Consider the following 17,741-nt stretch of genomic DNA (forward strand, 5'->3'; position numbering starts at 1 on the left):
GTAAGCGCTGTCCTGACCCCACCTTCCGGATCATCGCTTGATCATTGATGTTCAACCTCGAAAGAGGGCTAGGACATATGTCGATTTCAGAACTTACGCTTAAATCCAAGGATGAGCCGATACGCCGGTTTGAGGTGTTCACAGGCAATGGCCGTCGTCGCGAATGGAGCGACGATCAGAAGGCGCAGATCATTGCGGAGAGTTGCGAGCCTGGCGTCACGGTGTGCTCTGTGGCGCGGCGGCATGGATTGACGCCGCAGCAGTTGTTCACATGGCGACGGCTCGCCCGAAAGCCGCTTGATGTGTTGTCGGTGCCGGAGCAAGCACCAATGTTTGCACCAGCAGTCGTCGTGTCGCCCGAGAATTCGGAACCGAAGAGGGCGCGGCAAGCACGTTTGCCAAGAAGAACTTCTCCGGAGGCGGCCATTGAATTGCGGATTGATGGAGCCTGGCTGCGTATTGCCTCTGGCACCGATGCTGCAACCATTGCCGCCGTCATCCAGGCGTTGAAGGCTCAGTCGTGATTGGCCCGTCCGGTGCGGTAAAAGTGATGATCGCCACCAAGCCTGTCGACTTCCGCAAAGGTGCTGAAGGATTGGCGGCATTGGTAAAGGCCCAGATGGGTGCCGACCCGTTCTCGGGCACGATCTACGTATTCCGGGCCAAACGAACGGACCGGATCAAGCTGATCTTCTGGGACGGCAGCGGCGTGTGCCTGGTCGCCAAGCGGATCGAGGATGGCGAGTTCCATTGGCCTCGAATGCAAGACGGTGTGATGCATCTGACGGCCGCCCAGTTCTCGGCTCTGTTCGAAGGATTGGACTGGAAACGCGTGCATGCGCCGAGCGAAACGCGCACGCCGATAAAGGCCGGATAACGGGCGCGACCAATTGAATCAGAGCCATTCAGCGTCTCGCTCCGAGCGGCAAAATATGCTGTTCTCGATCCATGACGATGACGGCAGACGAGCTTCCGGATGACCTGAACGCGCTGAAAGCAATGGTGCTTTCGCGTGAGGCGGAGAATGCCCGCCTGCGGCAGATCATCAAGGAATTACAGCGTCACCGCTTTGGTCGACGGGCAGAGACGCTTCCAGAGGACCAGCTTCTGCTTGGGCTTGAAGAGGCCGAACAGATCGAGGCTGCCGGGCTGGAAGAGAAGGAACAAGGCTCGACTGCTCTGCGCCAGGCGCAGGTCGCTAAACGGCGTACGAACCGGGGTTCACTGCCAGCGCATCTGCCGCGCGTCGAGATCGTGGTCGATATCGATAACCATGCCTGCCCCTGCTGCCGCAACGACCTGCATCGGATCGGCGAGGATGTCAGCGAGAAGCTCGATCTTGTGCCCGCCCAATTCCGGGTGCTCGTGCTGCGCCGCCCGAAGTATGCCTGCCGGGCCTGTGAAGAAGTCGTTGTCCAGGCTCCGGCCCCGGCAAGGCTGATCGAGGGCGGCATCCCGACAGAGGCAACCGTCGCCCAGGTGCTGGTATCTAAATATGCTGACCACCTGCCGCTGTATCGCCAGGCGCAAATCTACAAGCGTCAGGGCATCGACCTCGACCGTTCGACGCTCGCCGACTGGGTCGGTCGCGCCGCCTGGCATCTACGCCCGGTCCATCAGCGGCTGCTCGATCATCTGAAGTCATCGTCCAAGCTCTTCGCCGACGAGACGACGGCCCCGGTGCTCGATCCGGGACGTGGCAAAACCAAGACCGGCCAGCTTTGGGCTTATGCACGAGATGACCGGCCGTGGCAGGGCGATGACCCGCCCGGTGTCACCTATGTCTATGCGCCAGATCGCAAAGGCGAACGACCGATGGCCCATCTCGACGGCTTCGTCGGCATCCTGCAGGTAGACGGCTACAGTGGATATCGCCCGCTCGCGGCAAAGAACACCGTGTCGCTGGCCTTCTGCTGGTCCCACGTTCGACGCCGCTTCTATGAGCTTGCTGCCGCTGGTCCGGCACCCATCGCCAGCGAGGCGCTGCGACGCATCGGCGAACTTTACAGGATCGAAGAAGAGATACGTGGCCGGCCCCACGAGGAGCGTCGTGTCGCCCGTCAGGAAAAAAGTCGTCCGATTACCGACAGCCTCGCTCCCTGGCTGCGTGAACAACTCGGCTACATCAGCCAGAAGACAAAACTCGCCGAAGCAATCCGCTATGCCTTGTCACGCTGGGACGGCTTGACCCGCTTCATCGACGATGGCCGGATCGAGATCGATTCCAACGTCGTCGAACGGTCAATCAGGCCAATTGCCCTCAATCGCAAAAATGCGCTATTTGCCGGTTCTGACGCCGGGGCCGAACACTGGGCGACTATCGCCTCGCTCATCGAGACGGCAAAGCTCAACAATGTCGAGCCACTGGCCTATCTCTCAGACGTCCTCACCAAGATCGTCAACAATCATCCAAATAGCCAGATCGACGACCTGCTGCCTTGGGCCTATGCCGCAACGCACGATCTCAAAGCCGTGGCCTGAAAACAGCGCTTACGATTATTTGGGGCTTGGGTTTGGTTTTGACGCTCAACTGACCGATAGTCGTCAAATCGGTTTCGATTATCGCACAGCTCTCGGCTTCAAGGGTGAAACGCAAGATCATACTTTCGCGCTGAAGTTCAGCACACGCTTCTAAGCGTGACTTTGCACATTTTCGAGCGAAGCCACGCGACGGTTGAAATAAGGATTCGTTGCGAATATTCGATTGGTACGGCGCGCAGCTTAACTGTAGACGCAATCGTGAGCGAACGCTGTGAACAGTTGTCTGAGTGCGGCGCTTACGCTGATTTGAAGATACCTTGTTATCTACTCATCGTGTCAACGAGTTACCAGCCATCACACAGGGAGCGAGTGTGGGTTAATGTCGAGCCATCGAGATGATACACAAGTGCCCAGAAGTACCCGTTCCCCGGCTATTGCATTCCACGCCCTTGAAAAGGCAGGAAGCTGCAAAGCGGCCTCGATCAAACAACATTCTCCCTGCCGCACGAGCCTGCGCAGCGTCGGCATAATCTTGGTACCAGTCCGCTCGCTCTATAATGTCCCGCATGTCTGAAAACTCGTTCCAATCCTGAAGGCTCAGTTCGTTCTTCGGGTCGAATTCCGAAATTATGGCCGCGTGGAGACTGCGGCCCGCTGAAGGGCCTTCCGCTTCCCTGAGTGCTTTTAATGGCAAGGCCGCTGTGAAGTGCGATTGCTACAGCATCGCGCTCAATCCAGTGCATAGGAACAATTTTAACATTTATACGCGCGGCAATTCGTCCTTGTTGATGCCGCACTGTTCCAATCGCTGCGTTTTAACTGGCCTCACCCGATGCGATAATCTCTCTTGCGATATTCAACGGAATAAACCGATCCGGTTGCGCGTTCTTCAAATTCACGCCGACGCTCACCAAAAAGCAGTAGGTCCATATCGCCAACAGCATTGATATAACTCTGCTCGAAATTAATGTGGCCAAGATGATTGATCGCGCGGCAAGCGATTGTCCGGGTCGTGAACGTCAACTTCATCTCCAGCCGTAAGATTAGCTGAAAAAATCACGAGATTGGTTCCCCCGGCATGGCGAAGGGATGGAAAGAGTAAGCCACGCAAACCGGCCGAGATGATTTCGTCAGCAAGTTTCCAGGATGGCGGCGTCTTCTTATCAATGCGAGCGATTTTCCGCCATGGACAATCCCAATCGGCCCATGCGTCATCCCAATGAACAGGATCGTATCCTCTCGAAAGGTCAGCCACTTCTCCAAGGGTAATCGTGTAAGCAGCAAGTGTAGCAGGCGGCGTAATGCTCGCGCCTTGTCGATACTCCTCGAGTGCCGTCTGCGCTGACACCGACAGATAAAGAGCCTCCACGCCGGGACGATTAAAACGTCCCCCATCTGCTGCAGCGCCAGCCCCACTTATTGGAAGGAATGCCCATTTCGGTGTTAGATAACGATGAAAAACGTCCTTCGGTCCGATACGGACGAGCTTCATCCCCGCGCTCCGTTCTCCAGGTCCCTGATATAGGCCAGAACAGCTTCTATCTCACCATCTGCAACAAGCTCGGCGGCTGTGCGGTGGCCGTAATCAGCAATAGGCTCATTCCGATACCAGTAGATCGCCTTCTGGAGATCGCCAGTCAATTCAGCCGCTGCAGAGATTACTTTTACCATTTCCCGCATTCTGCCTTGCAAACGTTCGGAAGATGGATTGCGTAGCGTGTTACGGTGGACACCCGTCAATTCTGCAAGGTTTGCAACCTTGACCCCAAGCGCTTTCGATAGCCGAGATGGCGAGATATAGGGTGTGCGCGGCTCCTGCAGACTGTCAACAAAGCCTGAAACTACAGCATATGCTCGATCTGTCTGCGCTTGCGCCATATCTCATCTCCGCTCAATAATACGCACAATATATGCATATTTTTTCACACATCAAGTGCAAGCGCATACAGAGACCACTCTTGAAAGAGAAAAAGCTCATTGGTTTCAGGGTCTAGCGAAGATTCCAGGATATGATGAATCGCATGAAACAGCTTTCCGCGACCAAGTGTGGATACGCCTGCTTCACGTGCGGCTCGGCGTCTTTGCGAAAAAAGCCACGGTTTAAATTCCGACCGAAGAAAATTATATGTCGGGCGTTCAATGTGGACGGAAACATGACCTGATTACGTTGAACGGCCCTCGCATCTTTGGGAAGAGCGTCAGGGCTTTTTAAAGGGTCGACGGTTCGATGCTGGTCAGCTCATCCGGCCATACAATTCCATGCTATTCTGGAAATCAAATAATCCGAGTGATAAGTACGAGCGTGCCGAGACCACAGGCAAGTGCCAGAACGACAAACGGGACAGCCGGTATCCGATCGAGCCAGTTCGGATAATCGGAAGCGCGGGCAGTACGCATCACTTCCTCTCCTTCGGTCAGAAGCGACTTCAACGCACCGGATCTGTGAAAATCGGGATTGCCCTCCATGGCCCCTCTCCTCTTTGTATGGATCGATTTTTACCATCCAGACAAAAAACGGTCATCCCTAACTTTCGTCCATTTCTACGTCGTTTGACGGATAACAGACCGGGAACATAGGGATAGTTCACCGAAATGAATCGGTCCGAGCCAATTGATTCAAAACTGTCGTTAGACGGGAGGGACGGTTTCAGCGATCTCTTTCTGCATGATCGCCCAGCAGTTTCATCTCTATGTCGAACGGATAGACCCCAATAAAAACATTGCCCGCTACTACGCCATGCATATTTCCTATTCGTTGTTTGGAGAACCCTGCCTGACACGCCAATGGGGCCGGATCGGAGCCTCTGGACAGGTCAAGCTGCAGCATTTCGAACATGAAACGGAGGCAGTTCAGTTATTTTTGACTTTGGCTCGAAAAAAGCAAATGCGGGGTTATAAATCCAGAAGATTGAGCCCCGATAACTCAGTCTAGTTTAAGCCTGTCTGCTAGCCGAGCCATGAGGTCCATGCGTTCATGAAAAATTGCGACCACCAAGGCAGGTGCGCCTTCGCGCGGCAAGCAAAAAACGTAGTGATGTTCGCAATGTGCCATCCGCAATGCTGGAACGAGTTCGCTCATATCCTTGAATGTTCCTTGCCCGCCTGCAAGGCTGACAATTCCATGTTCCAGCTTGTCGACATAACGGCGAACCTGTGCAGCACTCCATTGCTTGCGCGTGTAGCGGATAATATGGCGCAAATCCGCTTCAGCCTCTACCGTAAGGACATAAACCGTCACGCGCGATCCCCGGCCATTTCCTCATCCAGAATTTGGCTAATGCTTTTGGTAGATAAATTTCCCGTGAGACCATCGTTGATACGACTTCCCAGCAAGGTTTTCAGCTCCTGCCATGCTTGATCTGCATTTGCATCGCCTGGAAACAGACGTTCTAGGGCGTATTGCTTAATTGTCTTGCCCTGCATGGCTGCTAATGCCTTCAGGCTTTGGTGTTGCTGATCCGTTATGTCAATAGTTAGACGGCTCATAGGGCTGCCTCCGTAAAAATACACAAACCCACATTAGCACATTTGTGGTGGCAATACCACTGTTCCTCGCAGATCTGTACGATTACCTCAGGGCTTCGGTGGGCATCGCTATGCAGATTCCCTAAACAATTTGCCGAACGCCATTCGCATAAAGAGTTTGCGCAACGACTACTAGCGCGTTGACTTCGCTTGAAAGCACACGACCAGTTAAGCTGGTTCGTTGTCGCCTTCTCTTATACCTCAAAAAGCAAACACCCGCCGCGGGAGGAGCGACGGGTGCTTATGGGAAGACCAGACCTTGGGAGGAAGATGTCTGGTCTTTGATCGCCGAGGATTGGGAGGAAGGTCCTCAGCGATAATCAAAAAATATCAGCGACCTGAAGCCTGACGAGCTACAGACGGGATTTCCGAAGCCATGATGCCCAGATCATTCAGTTCACGAGCATTCAGGCGGCTCAGCTCGTTTACGGTGTTACGATAACGGCGCCAGTTGCTGTACGAGCGGATCAGGTTCATTTCTCTCTCCTCAACATTCTCTCTTTGTTGTAAGCAGTATATAGGTCCGCGTGATCTCGGTCAGAAGCGCCAGTTTCGCATAGCTGACATGCCAATAAGATGGGGTAACGGTGTAAGTCCCATTGTGACCGCAGCGAGGCCGAGCGAGAGCTCTCGGATTGTATTCAACCCAATTTCTTGGCTAAAAAGACGTCCGCAACGAATATTTAACCATAATCCGGCGAATACTTATCGGGTCCAATCAGGCTTACGGTATGTCGCACTTCGCTCCTTTATCCAAATTTACATTGAGTATTGTTGTAATTTCCGGCGTGCTTGTCAGTTCGGGCAAAGCAGCGACGCTTTTTCTTGAACCTGAGATAGTGCGACAATCTTTCGAACAGCACCGACGCCATTCCTTGCCGTTTTCAACCATTAAGCGACCGATCAATGGACCGCTTTTACGGGTAAAAGATATCCGGCCGTCCGCGTCAGTGGGGGCCGCCGCACCGATCGAAGCCGAACTGGACCAGATGACCACCGGCAGTATCAATCGTACACAACCAGCTGGTCAGGAATTCTCATCGACTTATGTTCCAACTGCCGACGACATGGCACCCGCGATAGAAATGCCAAGAGGCGTTGGTTCCAAAGAACAGATCGCAGCCTATCAGATCATGCTGGACAGGGCTGGCGCGTCGCCCGGCGCAATCGATGGGCGTTCTGGCAGCAATGTCGACAAGGCTGCTGCGGCTTTCGGCGAAATCACGGGTCGATTTATCAATCCAGCCGATCCGACCGCTGTTCAGGCCGAGCTGGAAAATACCGGTGGACCAGCTTTCAAGGATTACCTCATCACCAATGAAGACGTTGGCAGGCAATTTGTGGCAGAAATCCCCGCTGATTATGCGTTGAAAGCCCAATTGCCAGCAATGGCTTATACCTCAGTCACAGAAATGCTTGGCGAGCGGTTTCAAATCGATGAGGGTTTCCTCAAAGAGATCAATCCAGGCGTTAACTTCAATCAACCAGGTTCGGTCATCAAAGTCCCCAATCTCGGTAAAGCCAAACGCACGCCGATTGCCCATATCGTAGCAGATAAGGGTCGCAAACAGGTTAGGGGCTATGGCGCAGATGGAAAGCTGAAGGTTGCTTACCCGTCTACGATCGGCTCTTCGGACACCCCTTCACCTTCGGGCACGGTCCAGGTCAAACGAATAGCGATCAACCCCAATTATACCTACAATCCCAGGATCAACTTCAAACAGGGATCCAATGAAGGCGTTCTGACCATTCCGCCTGGACCAAACGGTCCTGTCGGCACGGTATGGATTGCGCTTTCCAAACCCACTTACGGTATTCATGGCACCCCTGACCCTTCACGTATCGGCAAAACTTCGAGCCATGGCTGCGTGCGTCTTACAAACTGGGATGCGGAAGAGCTCGCGAAAATCGTCAAGCCCGGCGTGATGGTCGTGTTCACAGAATAAACGTAGACCGCCATTGCAAAGAAATGCTCTATGACCGTCTGCGAAGGTTGAATGAACATTTCGTTTCTCAACGACTAAAAAAGAAGTGATTACTAATCATTAACTTTTATGGGCGCACTCAATGGTGATAAATCGCTTCAGCGCTGAGTAATTTGGGGAGGAATTGCTCACTCTGTAGTTTTGCGCGGATCGCGTAAGTCGCGGGGCGACCCCTCGTACTATATCATATCCCAGAAGCAGGCATTCGGCCATCCGGGCGAGTTGCGACCGCCTTGTCCAATACAACTTTATACTTCTGTTTTGACAAGCTTACCGGTAAGATCAAACCGTGCAACATCGAGGATAACGTGACCGGTGATGACTGCATATCCCCGGTGTCTTTGGGAAGAGCGCCGGGGATTTGGATCATTCGGCTGATTAGAACCACAGTGCGAATTTTCTCATGTGTCGCTTTCAATCGTCAGCCGTTTTTAAGATTTTGCGTGCAATGTCGACTGATGAACGACAATTTTCCTCTGTCAAAAATCGATCGGACTAATCAATCCCCTCTCAGTCACCGGCACCGCGTTCGGCTCTTTGTCGCCGTGTTTGTCATCTCGGTGGTTTTGGTCGGCGTCATGATGATCGCATACAGTCTTTTGGCTTCAACGACACCACTGCGCGCCATCCTTTGAAAAGGCAACCTTGGGCCCCGGTCAGAAACGGACCCCTAGTCTGAGCATTGTGTTATGGCTCTGGCTATTTCCATCGAAACCCAGTCCCGTGGTGTAATCAAATCCAAGGGTGGTTCGCTCGCCCATACCGGCATCCAGTCCGAGGCCTAGTGAAACATAGTCCTTGGTGAAGCCTGTAACGTCGAGGAAATAAGGCAGATTAGCACCAAGATCGGCATATCCCATGCTGACGCGGCTCGAACCATTGAAGTCATGGGTATATTCGATGCGTCCCCTTGCCAACAACTGCCCCCAGGGTTGGGGGACAATATATTGCGTACGCAGACCGGCGACGCTTGCGAGCATATCCATCGTCTGCTTGCCGAAGGCTAGATTGTCGATGCCTGCGCCAGTTTCGGTAAAGGCGTCGAGGCGCGACCTTGCCGCTTCAATTCTTCCATACGGCGATATCAGCCACGCATCTGATTTGTGTTCATACCCGATACTGATTGAGCCGAATATCTGATTGCCACTGCGATCTCCGCTCGCGAAATCACCTGTCGTCGTGACAAAGCGCTCGCTGCCGAAATCAAGAGCGCTATATCCGACCAACCCATCAAGGAAGACATTCGAGACTGGACGGTAGCTTCCATAAAATGCGGCGCTCAAGGCCTTGCCGTCGCTTTCAGTGCCATTTGAGCCAATGTCGACCTTATCCTTTCCGTAACCGAAACCCACCCCTGCCGTGAGGGTGGACGAGAAGCGATAGTCAACGCCGCCGCTGACACCGACAAGTGTGTGGCTGAGGTCGAGATCGTTTTTGTCGGAAGAACCGAAATTGACAAAACCTCCAGTCCAGAACGAAAAATCGGTAGCGAGAGTTGCTGGCTGACGGAAAGCGTTAGCTTCGGGTCGGTCTTGTCCACTCAATATGTTTCGCGTCGCGCGGCTTGCCGCGTTCAGTTTTTTATCCGACGCGAAGCCGAGTTGCATGTCATGATCTGTCTGCTCGTTTGCTCGCAGCTGAATGCCCCACGAGGTGCTTTGTCGCGCGGAATCGTCGTGCAGCTGCTCCAGACGATCCCGGAAAATGGAAATCTGGGTTTTGGCCAAACGCTGAACGCTTTGATACTGCGCGTTGAGAAGACCGGAGACTTCGGGATCAAGCGAGGGATCGGGGCGTACCGTATAGTTGAAGGCGTTGACAAGTGTATCCTTCCCACCTGGTGTCTTGACATCGACAGACACCACACCTTTCGCATGAGCAGGCGTTACTGCAGTAATGGAGGTGTCGCTATTGACGGCAAAATAGCTGGCCGGCACACTTCCAAACGAGACCGTTTTTGTTCCCTTAAAGCCGGTTCCGGTTATCTCAACGGTTGTTCCGCCTTCAGATGGTCCACCGGATGGTGATACAGCCTTTAATTTCGGCGCCGATTGCGCGTAGGCGAATGCATCTGGCAAAGTCGTTTGACCGGCAGGCGTCGTGATCGCAACGTTCACAGAACCTGCCGCATGCGGAGGAGTCGTTGCAGTGATCAATGTATCACTTTTGACAGTGAAGCTTGTCGCGGCAACGCCACCGAACGTGACAGCTGTGACGCCGATGAAGTTGGTGCCGGTGATCTCCACGGCCGATCCGCCAGCCGATGGACCATTGCCGGGAGAGACAGCGCTCATCGTCGGAATGGACAGCGCATAGGCAAAAGAGTCCACGAGGCTTGCTTGACCGGCCGGGGTCGTGATTGCGACCGTCACCGAGCCCGCCGCATGCGGCGGTGTTAATGCGGTGATCGATGTATCGTTGTTGACAGTGAAACTTGTCGCGGGGACGCCGCCGAATGTAACGGCCGTGGTGCCAGTAAGGTTCGTACCGGTGATCGCAACCGCTGTGCCACCAGACGTCTTCCCTGAAGCGGGCGTTACTGAACTCACCGTCGGCCCGGGCGCAACATATGTGAATGCGCCATTCCGGCCTGCACCAGTCCCGCTGCTGTATCCGACAGCGACATCCACTGCACCCGCGGCATGGGGTGGAGACATTGCTGTGATAGTCGAGTCGTCGTGAATAACAAATCCCGAAGCTGGCGCACCGCCAAAAGTGACAGTGGTTACATCTCTAAAACCGGTCCCCAAAAAAGTTACCTCGGTGCCGCCTGTGGTTGATCCTTGAATTGGAGAGATTGATGTGACCAGCAGTGGAGACGCGGAAACTGTGATCGAAAAGCTCGAGCCGACCGCGTACGGCGCTCCGCTGCCTTGTGTACTGTCCCTACCAATGACCACGAACGTGTACGAACCAATCGCAGTCGGCTCACCGGAAAGGACACCGTCAGATGAAAAAGAAAGTCCTGGAGGAAGTGTTCCTGTCGAGGTGTATGTAAAGGGACCGTTTCCGCCTGTCACTGTAAACGTCTGGCTATAAGGTCTTCCTTTGAAGGCAGGTCCCGATGACGATGTTAGCAAACCGAAATTCGGTGGAAGAACACTGATCGTATAAGGTTGAGTGCCCAGAAATCCATTTGCGTCTTTTGCTTGAACTACAATTAAAAAAGTTCCCACAGCCGTAGGTTTTCCGCTGAGCAAACCGTCAGAATTAAGGCTGAGACCGGGAGGAATTGTTCCACTTGCATGACTATATGTATAGGATGGCGTTCCACCTGATGCAGTTATCTGCTGGCTGTAATCTTGCCCGGCTCTTGCTGAAGGAATGGTAGGAGGAAGCGTTATCGTCGGGGCGGAGACGATCAACGTGTAATCTCGGTAGACAGTAAAGGGACCGTTGCCCGATGAACTGTCCGTTATCGCTATTCTAAAATTCGATGACCCGATAGCAGTCGGTGTGCCCGAGAGAGTACTGGTGGCTGCATCGAATGTCAGACCTGCGGGCAAAACACCGGTCAAGCTGGCACTATAGGGCGCCATTCCGCCCGACGCGCTGAATGTCACACTGTAAGATGTCGTGACGGAAGCATTTGGCAGACTGGCTGGACTAACGAATAGAGTGGGAGCCATCACAGTGACCGTAACGGTACTCGCTGAAGACGTTCCGAACGCATTGGTGGCAGTATATGTAAAACTGTCAGGACCAGAATAGCCGATCGCTGGCGTATAAGTAATAGAGGTTTCGTTCGCGGTGGCGGTACCGTGAGACGCTGCTGTTGCCACAGAGACAGAAGTAGCCGCGCCTCCAGAGAGGTCAAGTGTTATCGGGTTGACGCTGCTGTTATATGACACCGTCGACGACACCGGCCCAGTCTGAGGTGCTGCTCCGGAAGTGAATGTAAATGCACTTGTTAACGTACCTGTTCCGCCCGGGACTACTACTGTCACGTTTACAATAGCTGCACTGGAAGAAGGTGTTGTAGCTGTAATCGCCGTATCACTGTTAACCGTGAACGACGATGCATTTGTGTTCCCAAACAGGACAGCTGTTGCGCCCGAAAAATTTGTGCCTGTAATTCGCACGGTTGTGCCACCGGAGGCGGGTCCGGAGTTAGGAATGACCGAGGTAGTCGTAGGCACGCCCTGAGCGCAAACTCCGAAAACTGGAAAGATTGACGCTATGACAGTCGTGACAAGCAAGCATAACCAGAACCGGCTGATGAGAGCTACTGCCGACTTTTTTTGAGAATTGATAAAACGCCCCATGCGATCCTCCCCGATTTCGGAGCCGGTGAAGGATGACAGCAACCGCATGACTGCAAGACATGGAACGCGCTAAGCTCTCATGATCTGCAGTCCACCAAATGCTGGCTCGATAATCCCCGTGAACCCCAAGCCGTTGTAACTTAAAAAGAATAAATACAAAAGCGGGTTTTTAACCAAACGCTTTAGAAGAATGCTTAACTGTGGGAAGCTATAAAAATACGAAAAACGCTGTATTGCTATTTCTGCACAACTTTCGACCGGCAGCATTTACCGCCGCTCAATGAATTGCAGTGGCGCTCACACAGCAAATACTTCACCGAAATGAATCGGCCCGAGCTGATTGATTCAAAACTGTCGTTAGACGGGTGGGATGGTTTCAGCGATCTTTTGCTGCATGATCGCCCAGCAGTTTCATCTCTATGTCGAACGGACAGACCCGGATAAAAACATGGCCCGCTACTACTCTATACATATTTCCTATTCGTTGTTTGGAGAACCCTGCCTGACACGCCAATGGGGCCGGATAGGAGCCGCTGGACAGGTCAAACTGCAGCATTTCGAACAGGAAGCAGAGGCCATCAAAATGTTCCTGACTATGGCGCGGAAAAAGCAGGCGCGAGGCTATAGACCCAGATAAGGATCCCAGGCCTGTCGTGGGTGTAGCTACCGTTACGATTTGACCAAAAAAGAACGCCCGCTTCGCAGGGAGGAGGAGAGCGAAGCGGGCGGATCCTTAACGGCACGACTTGGGAGGAGGAGTGTCGTGCCATATGTTCGAGGCTGGGAGGAGGAGTGCCTCGGAACGATTTGAAATTATCGCCTGATGCATTTTAGGGCAACGAAAGAATATGCACATCAGTTATGCATCGACTGCATGGCGCTTGAAAATGGAAAAGCCGCCCGGCAGCGATGAACGCGTGCAGGCGGCTTTTAACCTCCCAGAGGGGGCAAAATATACATCAATATCCAAACAATGCAAATATCCGATCAAAGTACTATATCACATATATTTGGTATGATATCAATTTCCAGAAATATCAACACGATAAGCTGATAGAATTCACGTCACCCCCCGTTTCCATTTAAAGCAAACCCGCATCGCGCATGGGCGGGGGCATTAAGGTTGCGCGATGCGGCGCATTCCCAGAGGGATTGCTCACCATATATAAGAATGAAACACTATGACTTCCAGTATTGAGCCCTCAATCGGGCTGAATGTGTCGATGTCCGCTTCAGATTGGGCACCGACACTTGTCGCATAAGAGCTGTTGGCAGATTTCTAAATTATGGAACTCGGCTCTACTGGATTAAGGCACTTATCCATTCGGCATAATGCAAATCTGAAACAGCTGGAAAGGAGATTGTGAAATGCCCAAATTCATCACTATCGGCTATGGCGACCGGGCCGGATATGATCAGACGCCACAAACCGTCCGCGATGCCGCTCACGCGCAGGATGCAAAGCTGCTTTCTGAAGGCGCGTTGATAGGCATTGCCGGATCACCTGTGCAGGTGCGCAATCCCGATGGGACTGGCGTGCAAACACAGGAAGGTTCATTTATGTCCTCCGCCTTGCCAGTCGCCGGTTTTGCCGTGATCGAAGCTGCCGATCTGGAGGACGCCGTCAAAAAGGTCTCTGGCGTTCCCTGTGCCGTTGCGCATGGTGTCGTCGAGGTTTGGCCATTGGAGTAGACAAGACTGGTACCAAACGGCGAATTGCTATCAGTTATGAAGCGCGGGCACAGCGAAGATGGATTTGAACCGTTTTACCCGCGATCAGTGCCGGGTCCGATGCGAGAATAAAAGTCTTCGTTCCTTCTTGCCGAAGTGAGACAATCGCCTCCTGTAGCAAGGCCCTAACGCCCGTATTCTCTACACTGCTGCTGTAAGTGGCCAAAGCTGACATGCATCCGCATGCTCCGATCGGCTGACGCAGCCGAATGGTGGTACTCACAGACACAATGTTCGCGTCGGTTTGAATTTCGCCGGCGTTCAAGGTCACACAGGCAGACAGATCGTTTTTAACGACAAAATCGTCTGGCTCTGCTGACAATACCGGTGCCGAGAGGACTGTAACGGCCAGTACACCTGGAACCAAACGGAACATGCACGCCCTCCCTCCCATATAGGCCGTCATTCAATAGTAAAGCTTGTCGAAGCCAATAGCCAGACGAGCAGTAATATCAGTTATCGTTCAGTTCGCGCTGTCTCAATCGTTTAGCTATTGCGAGCAGAAATGTGTTCTCCGCGCGCAACTTAGCCATCAACTCGCGCTTCAGGTCAACGTTCTCAATTTCGAGTGATAATAATTCAGCTTGGATATCCGCCTCTGCGACCAACCGATCCTGGAAACTTTGCTTTCGCGGAACCACCTTCCGCACGCCAGAGCGAATGGATGGCTTTTTTGCTCTTACGACAACTGCTTCCGTCAGTTCGAGCATGCGAGGCGCTACCGTTTCATCTGGCGTCGTTTCCAGTTGAGAGACCTCAGCGGCAGAAGACGTCGTTACAAGCGGGCTTTCTGCAATATCGACAAAGACGGGCTCCGCTACCGGCACAGGTTTCACCGGTTTGGTCTCAACCTTGCTTGCAGCCTGCTCAGGCAGATTGGGCGTTAACTTCACCTCCGGCAATGACAGTGGCACATCAGCTTCCACTTCACGGGCAATCGACTTCAGATCGAGACTTCCCCATAATGAGGTCCCAGTCTTACGTGCACGCTTGTTCTTATATTCAACGACAACATTGCGGATTGGATTTTTCATCCGTGAATAATTTCCTGAGAAAATGTAAAGCTGGAGTGCCAAAGGGCCTGTGCCAATACCTATAGACTTTGCTCCCGATTTTCAATCTTCGATATAGCGTTTGACGCTATCAGTAAGCACTTGAATACCACCTTCTCTCTGCTCATTCTTTGGCAGTAAAAGACGTCAGCCTCCGGTGGAGGCCGCAGGTCAGGCAGCTTGAGCGTTGACGGTCGGCGGCGTCCAATTCCACGGAAGCAACTGCTCCAGCCTGATAATCGGCGTGTCGGCGATGCGGGCAAGAACGTCGGCCAGCCACGCCGGCGGATCGATGTCGTTGAGCTTTGCCGTCATGATTAGCGTGGCCATGAAGGCTGCACGATCTGCACCGCGGTCTGATCCGGCGAAGAGCCACGACTTTCTGCCGAGCGCAAAGCCTCTGAGCGCTCGCTCGGCGGCGTTGTTCGTCAGGCAAATCCGGCCATCCTCCAGGAATGACGTGAAGCCATCCCATCGCTTGAGCATGTAATCGATCGCCTCGGCGACCGGAGAACTGCGCGACAGTTTTGCACGCTCGGTTTGAAGCCAAGCATGCAGATCGTCGACGAGCGGCAGGCTTTCCTTGCGGCGACGTTCCAGGCGTTGATCGGCCGTAAGCCCGTTGATCTCCCGCTCGATATCGAACAGGCCGTCGATCCGTTTGACGGCTTCGAGCGCCATAGGCGAGATCGGCGCGGCGTTCTTTCCACGCTTGGCGTTCGCATTAATGTCTGCGAGCACGAAGAACTTGCGACGCGCGTGTGCCCAACAGAGTGCCTGGGTCAGCGGATTTGGATCGCGATCACCCTTGAACAGCGGATTGTAGCCACCATAGGCGTCCGCCTGCAGAATACCGGTGAAGGTCTTCAGGTGGCGCTCCGGATGCTCCTGCCGTCGATCCCGCGAGGCATAATAAAGGGCGGCCGGCGGTGAGAGGCCTCCGAACGGCCGATCATCCCGGACATAAGTCCAGATGCGGCCCGTATCGGTCTTTCCCTTGGCCAGGATCGGCACTGTCGTGTCGTCACCATGCAGGCGCTCAGCGGCAAGAACATGCGCTTCGATCAGACAATGAAGTGGCTTCAACGTCGCGGCGCAAGCTCCGACCTGATCTGCAAGCGTCGATAAACTAAGGTCGACGCCCTCACGAGCATAGCGTTCGCTCTGACGATTGAGCGGCTGGTGCTGGGCAAACTTCTCGAACAGGATCATCGCCAGCAGGTTTGGCCCGGCAAAGCCGCGTGGCGTTACATGGAAGGGAGCCGGTGGCTGCGTGATCTTCTCGCACTCGCGACAGGTAAACTTCTCCCGTACCGTCTGGATGACCTTCCACTGGCGCGGGATGACCTCCAGGGTCTCGGTGATGTCCTCGCCAAGCTTCGACAATTTGGCCGATCCGCAGCAGGCGCAATTGGCGGGAGCGGCGATGACGATGCGCTCGCGTGGCAGATGTTCGGGAAAGGGCTTGCGTGACGGACGCCTGCGCTCGAAGGCTTTGACGGTTGAAGCTTTGGCTGCGATCTCCGCGGCCAGTTCATCTTCACCGGCGTCCGCTTCCAATTCCTCGAGTTGCAGTTCCATCTGCTCCAGGAGCCGCGCCTTGCGCTCGGACCGGCTGCCGTAGAGTTCACGGCGGACCTTGTCGATCTCCAGCTTCAGCCGAGCGATCAGCGCTTCGGAATGCGATACGAGTGCCTTTGCACTGGCGGCTTCTGCCTTGGCGGTTGCCGCTTCTGCTTCGGCTGTAACACGTCGAGCGCGTTCCTGGGCCAGCAGTGCAAGGGCACTGGCAAGGTCGTCCGGAAGCTCTTCGGTCGCGTCGCTCATGACAGGATGGAATCATATTTGACCCCATCATTCCAGTGTTTTTGCTCATCCGGCCGACGTCGGCCGCCAGGTCTTTTGCGGCATCCGCCAGTCGATACCTTCCAGCAGATAACCGAGCTGCGCAGGTGTGATCACCACCGTGCCATCGGCCGCTGATGGCCAGATGAAGCGGCCACGCTCCAGCTTCTTCGTGAACAGGCAAGCGCCCTGGCCGTCATGCCAGATCACCTTGATCAGGCCACCGCCGCGGCCGCGGAATACGAACAGGTGTCCACACATCGGGTCACGCTTCAGCGCCTCCTGCACCATCAACGACAGACCGGGGAAGCCCTTGCGCATGTCCGTATAGCCCGTGGCCAGCCAGACCTTCACGCCAACAGGAACCGGGATCATCGCAGACCCAATACGCAATCGAGAATCCGGCCAAGCGCGTCCGTGTCAATATCACTATCCACGCGGACCCGACGGCCCCGGCCGAGCTCGATCGTTACATCGCTGCGCTTCCGACGAAGATGGGATGTGGTGGGCGCTTCCAGCTGAACGGGAGAGACTGTCGAAGCGGCCTCGGATACGATCACCGGCACCAAAGTCGCCGTATCAGACCTTGGCTCCTCGATCCGGCAAAGCTCTTTGCGCCAACGGAACAACTGGCTGACATGGATGCCGGCCGCGCGGGCAATCTCGGAGACTACCGCGTCCGCCTTAAAGCAGGCAGCGACGAGGCGCTCTTTATCTTCGCGTGACCAGCGCCGACGGCGCTCCACGGACGTGATCACCTCAATTGAATGCTTCGTCATATGACTACTCCTAGTGTTACCACTAGGACTGGCAGTCAGAAGGCCGTCATCGCAAGACGGCCTTCACCGTGGGCTTAC

At 54.2% G+C, this 17,741-nt stretch carries 19 protein-coding genes and 1 pseudogene; 7 read left to right on the forward strand and 13 right to left on the reverse strand.

Going from position 1 to position 17,741, the window contains the following annotated elements:
• The first annotated feature begins 77 nt into the window (after positions 1 to 77).
• From tnpA (ACTJKP_RS23930) to tnpC, 3 genes are all read left to right on the forward strand, one after another.
• Positions 78 to 524, forward strand: a complete 447-nt coding sequence (gene tnpA / locus ACTJKP_RS23930; protein WP_181375986.1) for an IS66-like element accessory protein TnpA — start codon at positions 78 to 80, stop codon at positions 522 to 524.
• On the forward strand, positions 521 to 877 hold the full coding sequence (gene tnpB, locus ACTJKP_RS23935; protein WP_109366349.1) for an IS66 family insertion sequence element accessory protein TnpB: 357 nt from the start codon (positions 521 to 523) through the stop codon (positions 875 to 877). The genes tnpA (ACTJKP_RS23930) and tnpB (ACTJKP_RS23935) overlap by 4 nt, the downstream gene beginning before the upstream one ends.
• 71 nt (positions 878 to 948) lie before the next feature.
• On the forward strand, positions 949 to 2,481 hold the full coding sequence (tnpC, locus tag ACTJKP_RS23940; protein ID WP_121539677.1) for an IS66 family transposase: 1,533 nt from the start codon (positions 949 to 951) through the stop codon (positions 2,479 to 2,481).
• A gap of 964 nt (positions 2,482 to 3,445) precedes the next feature.
• On the opposite strand, the gene ACTJKP_RS23945 is transcribed toward tnpC, so the two are convergent.
• From ACTJKP_RS23945 to ACTJKP_RS23955, 3 genes are all read right to left on the reverse strand, one after another.
• Positions 3,446 to 3,973, reverse strand: a complete 528-nt coding sequence (locus ACTJKP_RS23945; protein WP_240579042.1) for an RES family NAD+ phosphorylase — start codon at positions 3,971 to 3,973, stop codon at positions 3,446 to 3,448.
• A complete protein-coding gene (locus tag ACTJKP_RS23950; protein WP_440632450.1) occupies positions 3,970 to 4,359 on the reverse strand; it encodes a hypothetical protein in 390 nt (129 codons plus the stop codon). The genes ACTJKP_RS23945 and ACTJKP_RS23950 overlap by 4 nt, the downstream gene beginning before the upstream one ends.
• 396 nt (positions 4,360 to 4,755) lie before the next feature.
• Positions 4,756 to 4,947 carry a hypothetical protein gene (locus ACTJKP_RS23955; protein WP_440632451.1) on the reverse strand — a complete coding sequence of 64 codons (192 nt, stop codon included), beginning with the start codon at positions 4,945 to 4,947 and terminating at the stop codon, positions 4,756 to 4,758.
• A gap of 199 nt (positions 4,948 to 5,146) precedes the next feature.
• On the opposite strand from ACTJKP_RS23955, the gene ACTJKP_RS23960 reads away from it, so the two are divergent.
• Positions 5,147 to 5,413 (forward strand): WGR domain-containing protein, encoded by a 267-nt coding sequence (locus ACTJKP_RS23960; protein WP_440632452.1) that lies wholly within the window; start codon positions 5,147 to 5,149, stop codon positions 5,411 to 5,413.
• Here ACTJKP_RS23960 and ACTJKP_RS23965 read toward each other — a convergent pair.
• From ACTJKP_RS23965 to ACTJKP_RS23975, 3 genes are all read right to left on the reverse strand, one after another.
• Positions 5,405 to 5,719, reverse strand: a complete 315-nt coding sequence (locus tag ACTJKP_RS23965; RefSeq protein WP_440632453.1) for a type II toxin-antitoxin system RelE/ParE family toxin — start codon at positions 5,717 to 5,719, stop codon at positions 5,405 to 5,407. The two genes, ACTJKP_RS23960 and ACTJKP_RS23965, sit on opposite strands and share 9 nt — an antisense overlap.
• The gene (locus ACTJKP_RS23970) at positions 5,716 to 5,967 is read right to left on the reverse strand and encodes an antitoxin (RefSeq protein ID WP_440632454.1); all 252 of its coding nucleotides are present in this window, start codon (positions 5,965 to 5,967) and stop codon (positions 5,716 to 5,718) included. Before ACTJKP_RS23970 ends, ACTJKP_RS23965 begins: the two co-directional genes overlap by 4 nt.
• A 369-nt stretch (positions 5,968 to 6,336) precedes the next feature.
• The gene (locus ACTJKP_RS23975) at positions 6,337 to 6,483 is read right to left on the reverse strand and encodes a DUF1127 domain-containing protein (protein ID WP_140905768.1); all 147 of its coding nucleotides are present in this window, start codon (positions 6,481 to 6,483) and stop codon (positions 6,337 to 6,339) included.
• 254 nt (positions 6,484 to 6,737) lie between these two features.
• Here ACTJKP_RS23975 and ACTJKP_RS23980 point away from each other — a divergent pair, with 254 nt between their 5' ends.
• Complete coding sequence (locus tag ACTJKP_RS23980; RefSeq protein WP_440632455.1) at positions 6,738 to 7,952, forward strand: L,D-transpeptidase; 1,215 nt, start codon at positions 6,738 to 6,740, stop codon at positions 7,950 to 7,952.
• 695 nt (positions 7,953 to 8,647) lie between these two features.
• Here the strand turns inward: ACTJKP_RS23980 and ACTJKP_RS23985 are convergent.
• Positions 8,648 to 11,356, reverse strand: coding sequence for an IPT/TIG domain-containing protein (locus ACTJKP_RS23985; RefSeq protein ID WP_440632463.1), 2,709 nt, complete (start codon positions 11,354 to 11,356; stop codon positions 8,648 to 8,650).
• 6 nt (positions 11,357 to 11,362) lie between these two features.
• Positions 11,363 to 12,304, reverse strand: a pseudogene (locus ACTJKP_RS23990) (IPT/TIG domain-containing protein); the annotation flags it as partial.
• A 322-nt stretch (positions 12,305 to 12,626) separates the two neighbouring features.
• On the opposite strand from ACTJKP_RS23990, the gene ACTJKP_RS23995 reads away from it, so the two are divergent.
• Both ACTJKP_RS23995 and ACTJKP_RS24000 read left to right on the forward strand, forming a co-directional pair.
• Positions 12,627 to 12,893, forward strand: coding sequence for a WGR domain-containing protein (locus tag ACTJKP_RS23995; protein WP_440632456.1), 267 nt, complete (start codon positions 12,627 to 12,629; stop codon positions 12,891 to 12,893).
• A gap of 731 nt (positions 12,894 to 13,624) precedes the next feature.
• Complete coding sequence (locus ACTJKP_RS24000; protein ID WP_440632457.1) at positions 13,625 to 13,948, forward strand: transcription initiation protein; 324 nt, start codon at positions 13,625 to 13,627, stop codon at positions 13,946 to 13,948.
• A gap of 34 nt (positions 13,949 to 13,982) precedes the next feature.
• On the opposite strand, the gene ACTJKP_RS24005 is transcribed toward ACTJKP_RS24000, so the two are convergent.
• The 5 genes from ACTJKP_RS24005 to tnpA (ACTJKP_RS24025) all read right to left on the reverse strand — a co-directional run bounded on the left by ACTJKP_RS24005 (position 13,983) and on the right by tnpA (ACTJKP_RS24025) (position 17,663).
• Positions 13,983 to 14,363: a DUF2195 family protein gene (locus ACTJKP_RS24005; protein ID WP_440632458.1), complete on the reverse strand. Its 381-nt coding sequence runs from the start codon at positions 14,361 to 14,363 to the stop codon at positions 13,983 to 13,985.
• Between the two features lie 76 nt (positions 14,364 to 14,439).
• A complete protein-coding gene (locus tag ACTJKP_RS24010; protein WP_440632459.1) occupies positions 14,440 to 15,021 on the reverse strand; it encodes a hypothetical protein in 582 nt (193 codons plus the stop codon).
• 189 nt (positions 15,022 to 15,210) lie between these two features.
• Positions 15,211 to 16,866 (reverse strand): IS66-like element IS66 family transposase, encoded by a 1,656-nt coding sequence (locus tag ACTJKP_RS24015; protein ID WP_440632460.1) that lies wholly within the window; start codon positions 16,864 to 16,866, stop codon positions 15,211 to 15,213.
• A 45-nt stretch (positions 16,867 to 16,911) separates the two neighbouring features.
• A complete protein-coding gene (gene tnpB / locus ACTJKP_RS24020; protein ID WP_440632461.1) occupies positions 16,912 to 17,277 on the reverse strand; it encodes an IS66 family insertion sequence element accessory protein TnpB in 366 nt (121 codons plus the stop codon).
• Positions 17,256 to 17,663, reverse strand: coding sequence for an IS66-like element accessory protein TnpA (gene tnpA / locus ACTJKP_RS24025; protein WP_440632462.1), 408 nt, complete (start codon positions 17,661 to 17,663; stop codon positions 17,256 to 17,258). Before tnpA (ACTJKP_RS24025) ends, tnpB (ACTJKP_RS24020) begins: the two co-directional genes overlap by 22 nt.
• Between the last annotated feature and the right edge of the window lie 78 nt (positions 17,664 to 17,741).

Source organism: Brucella sp. 22210 (genome assembly GCF_052045675.1).
In the GTDB taxonomy this organism is placed as follows: Bacteria; Pseudomonadota; Alphaproteobacteria; order Rhizobiales; family Rhizobiaceae; genus Brucella.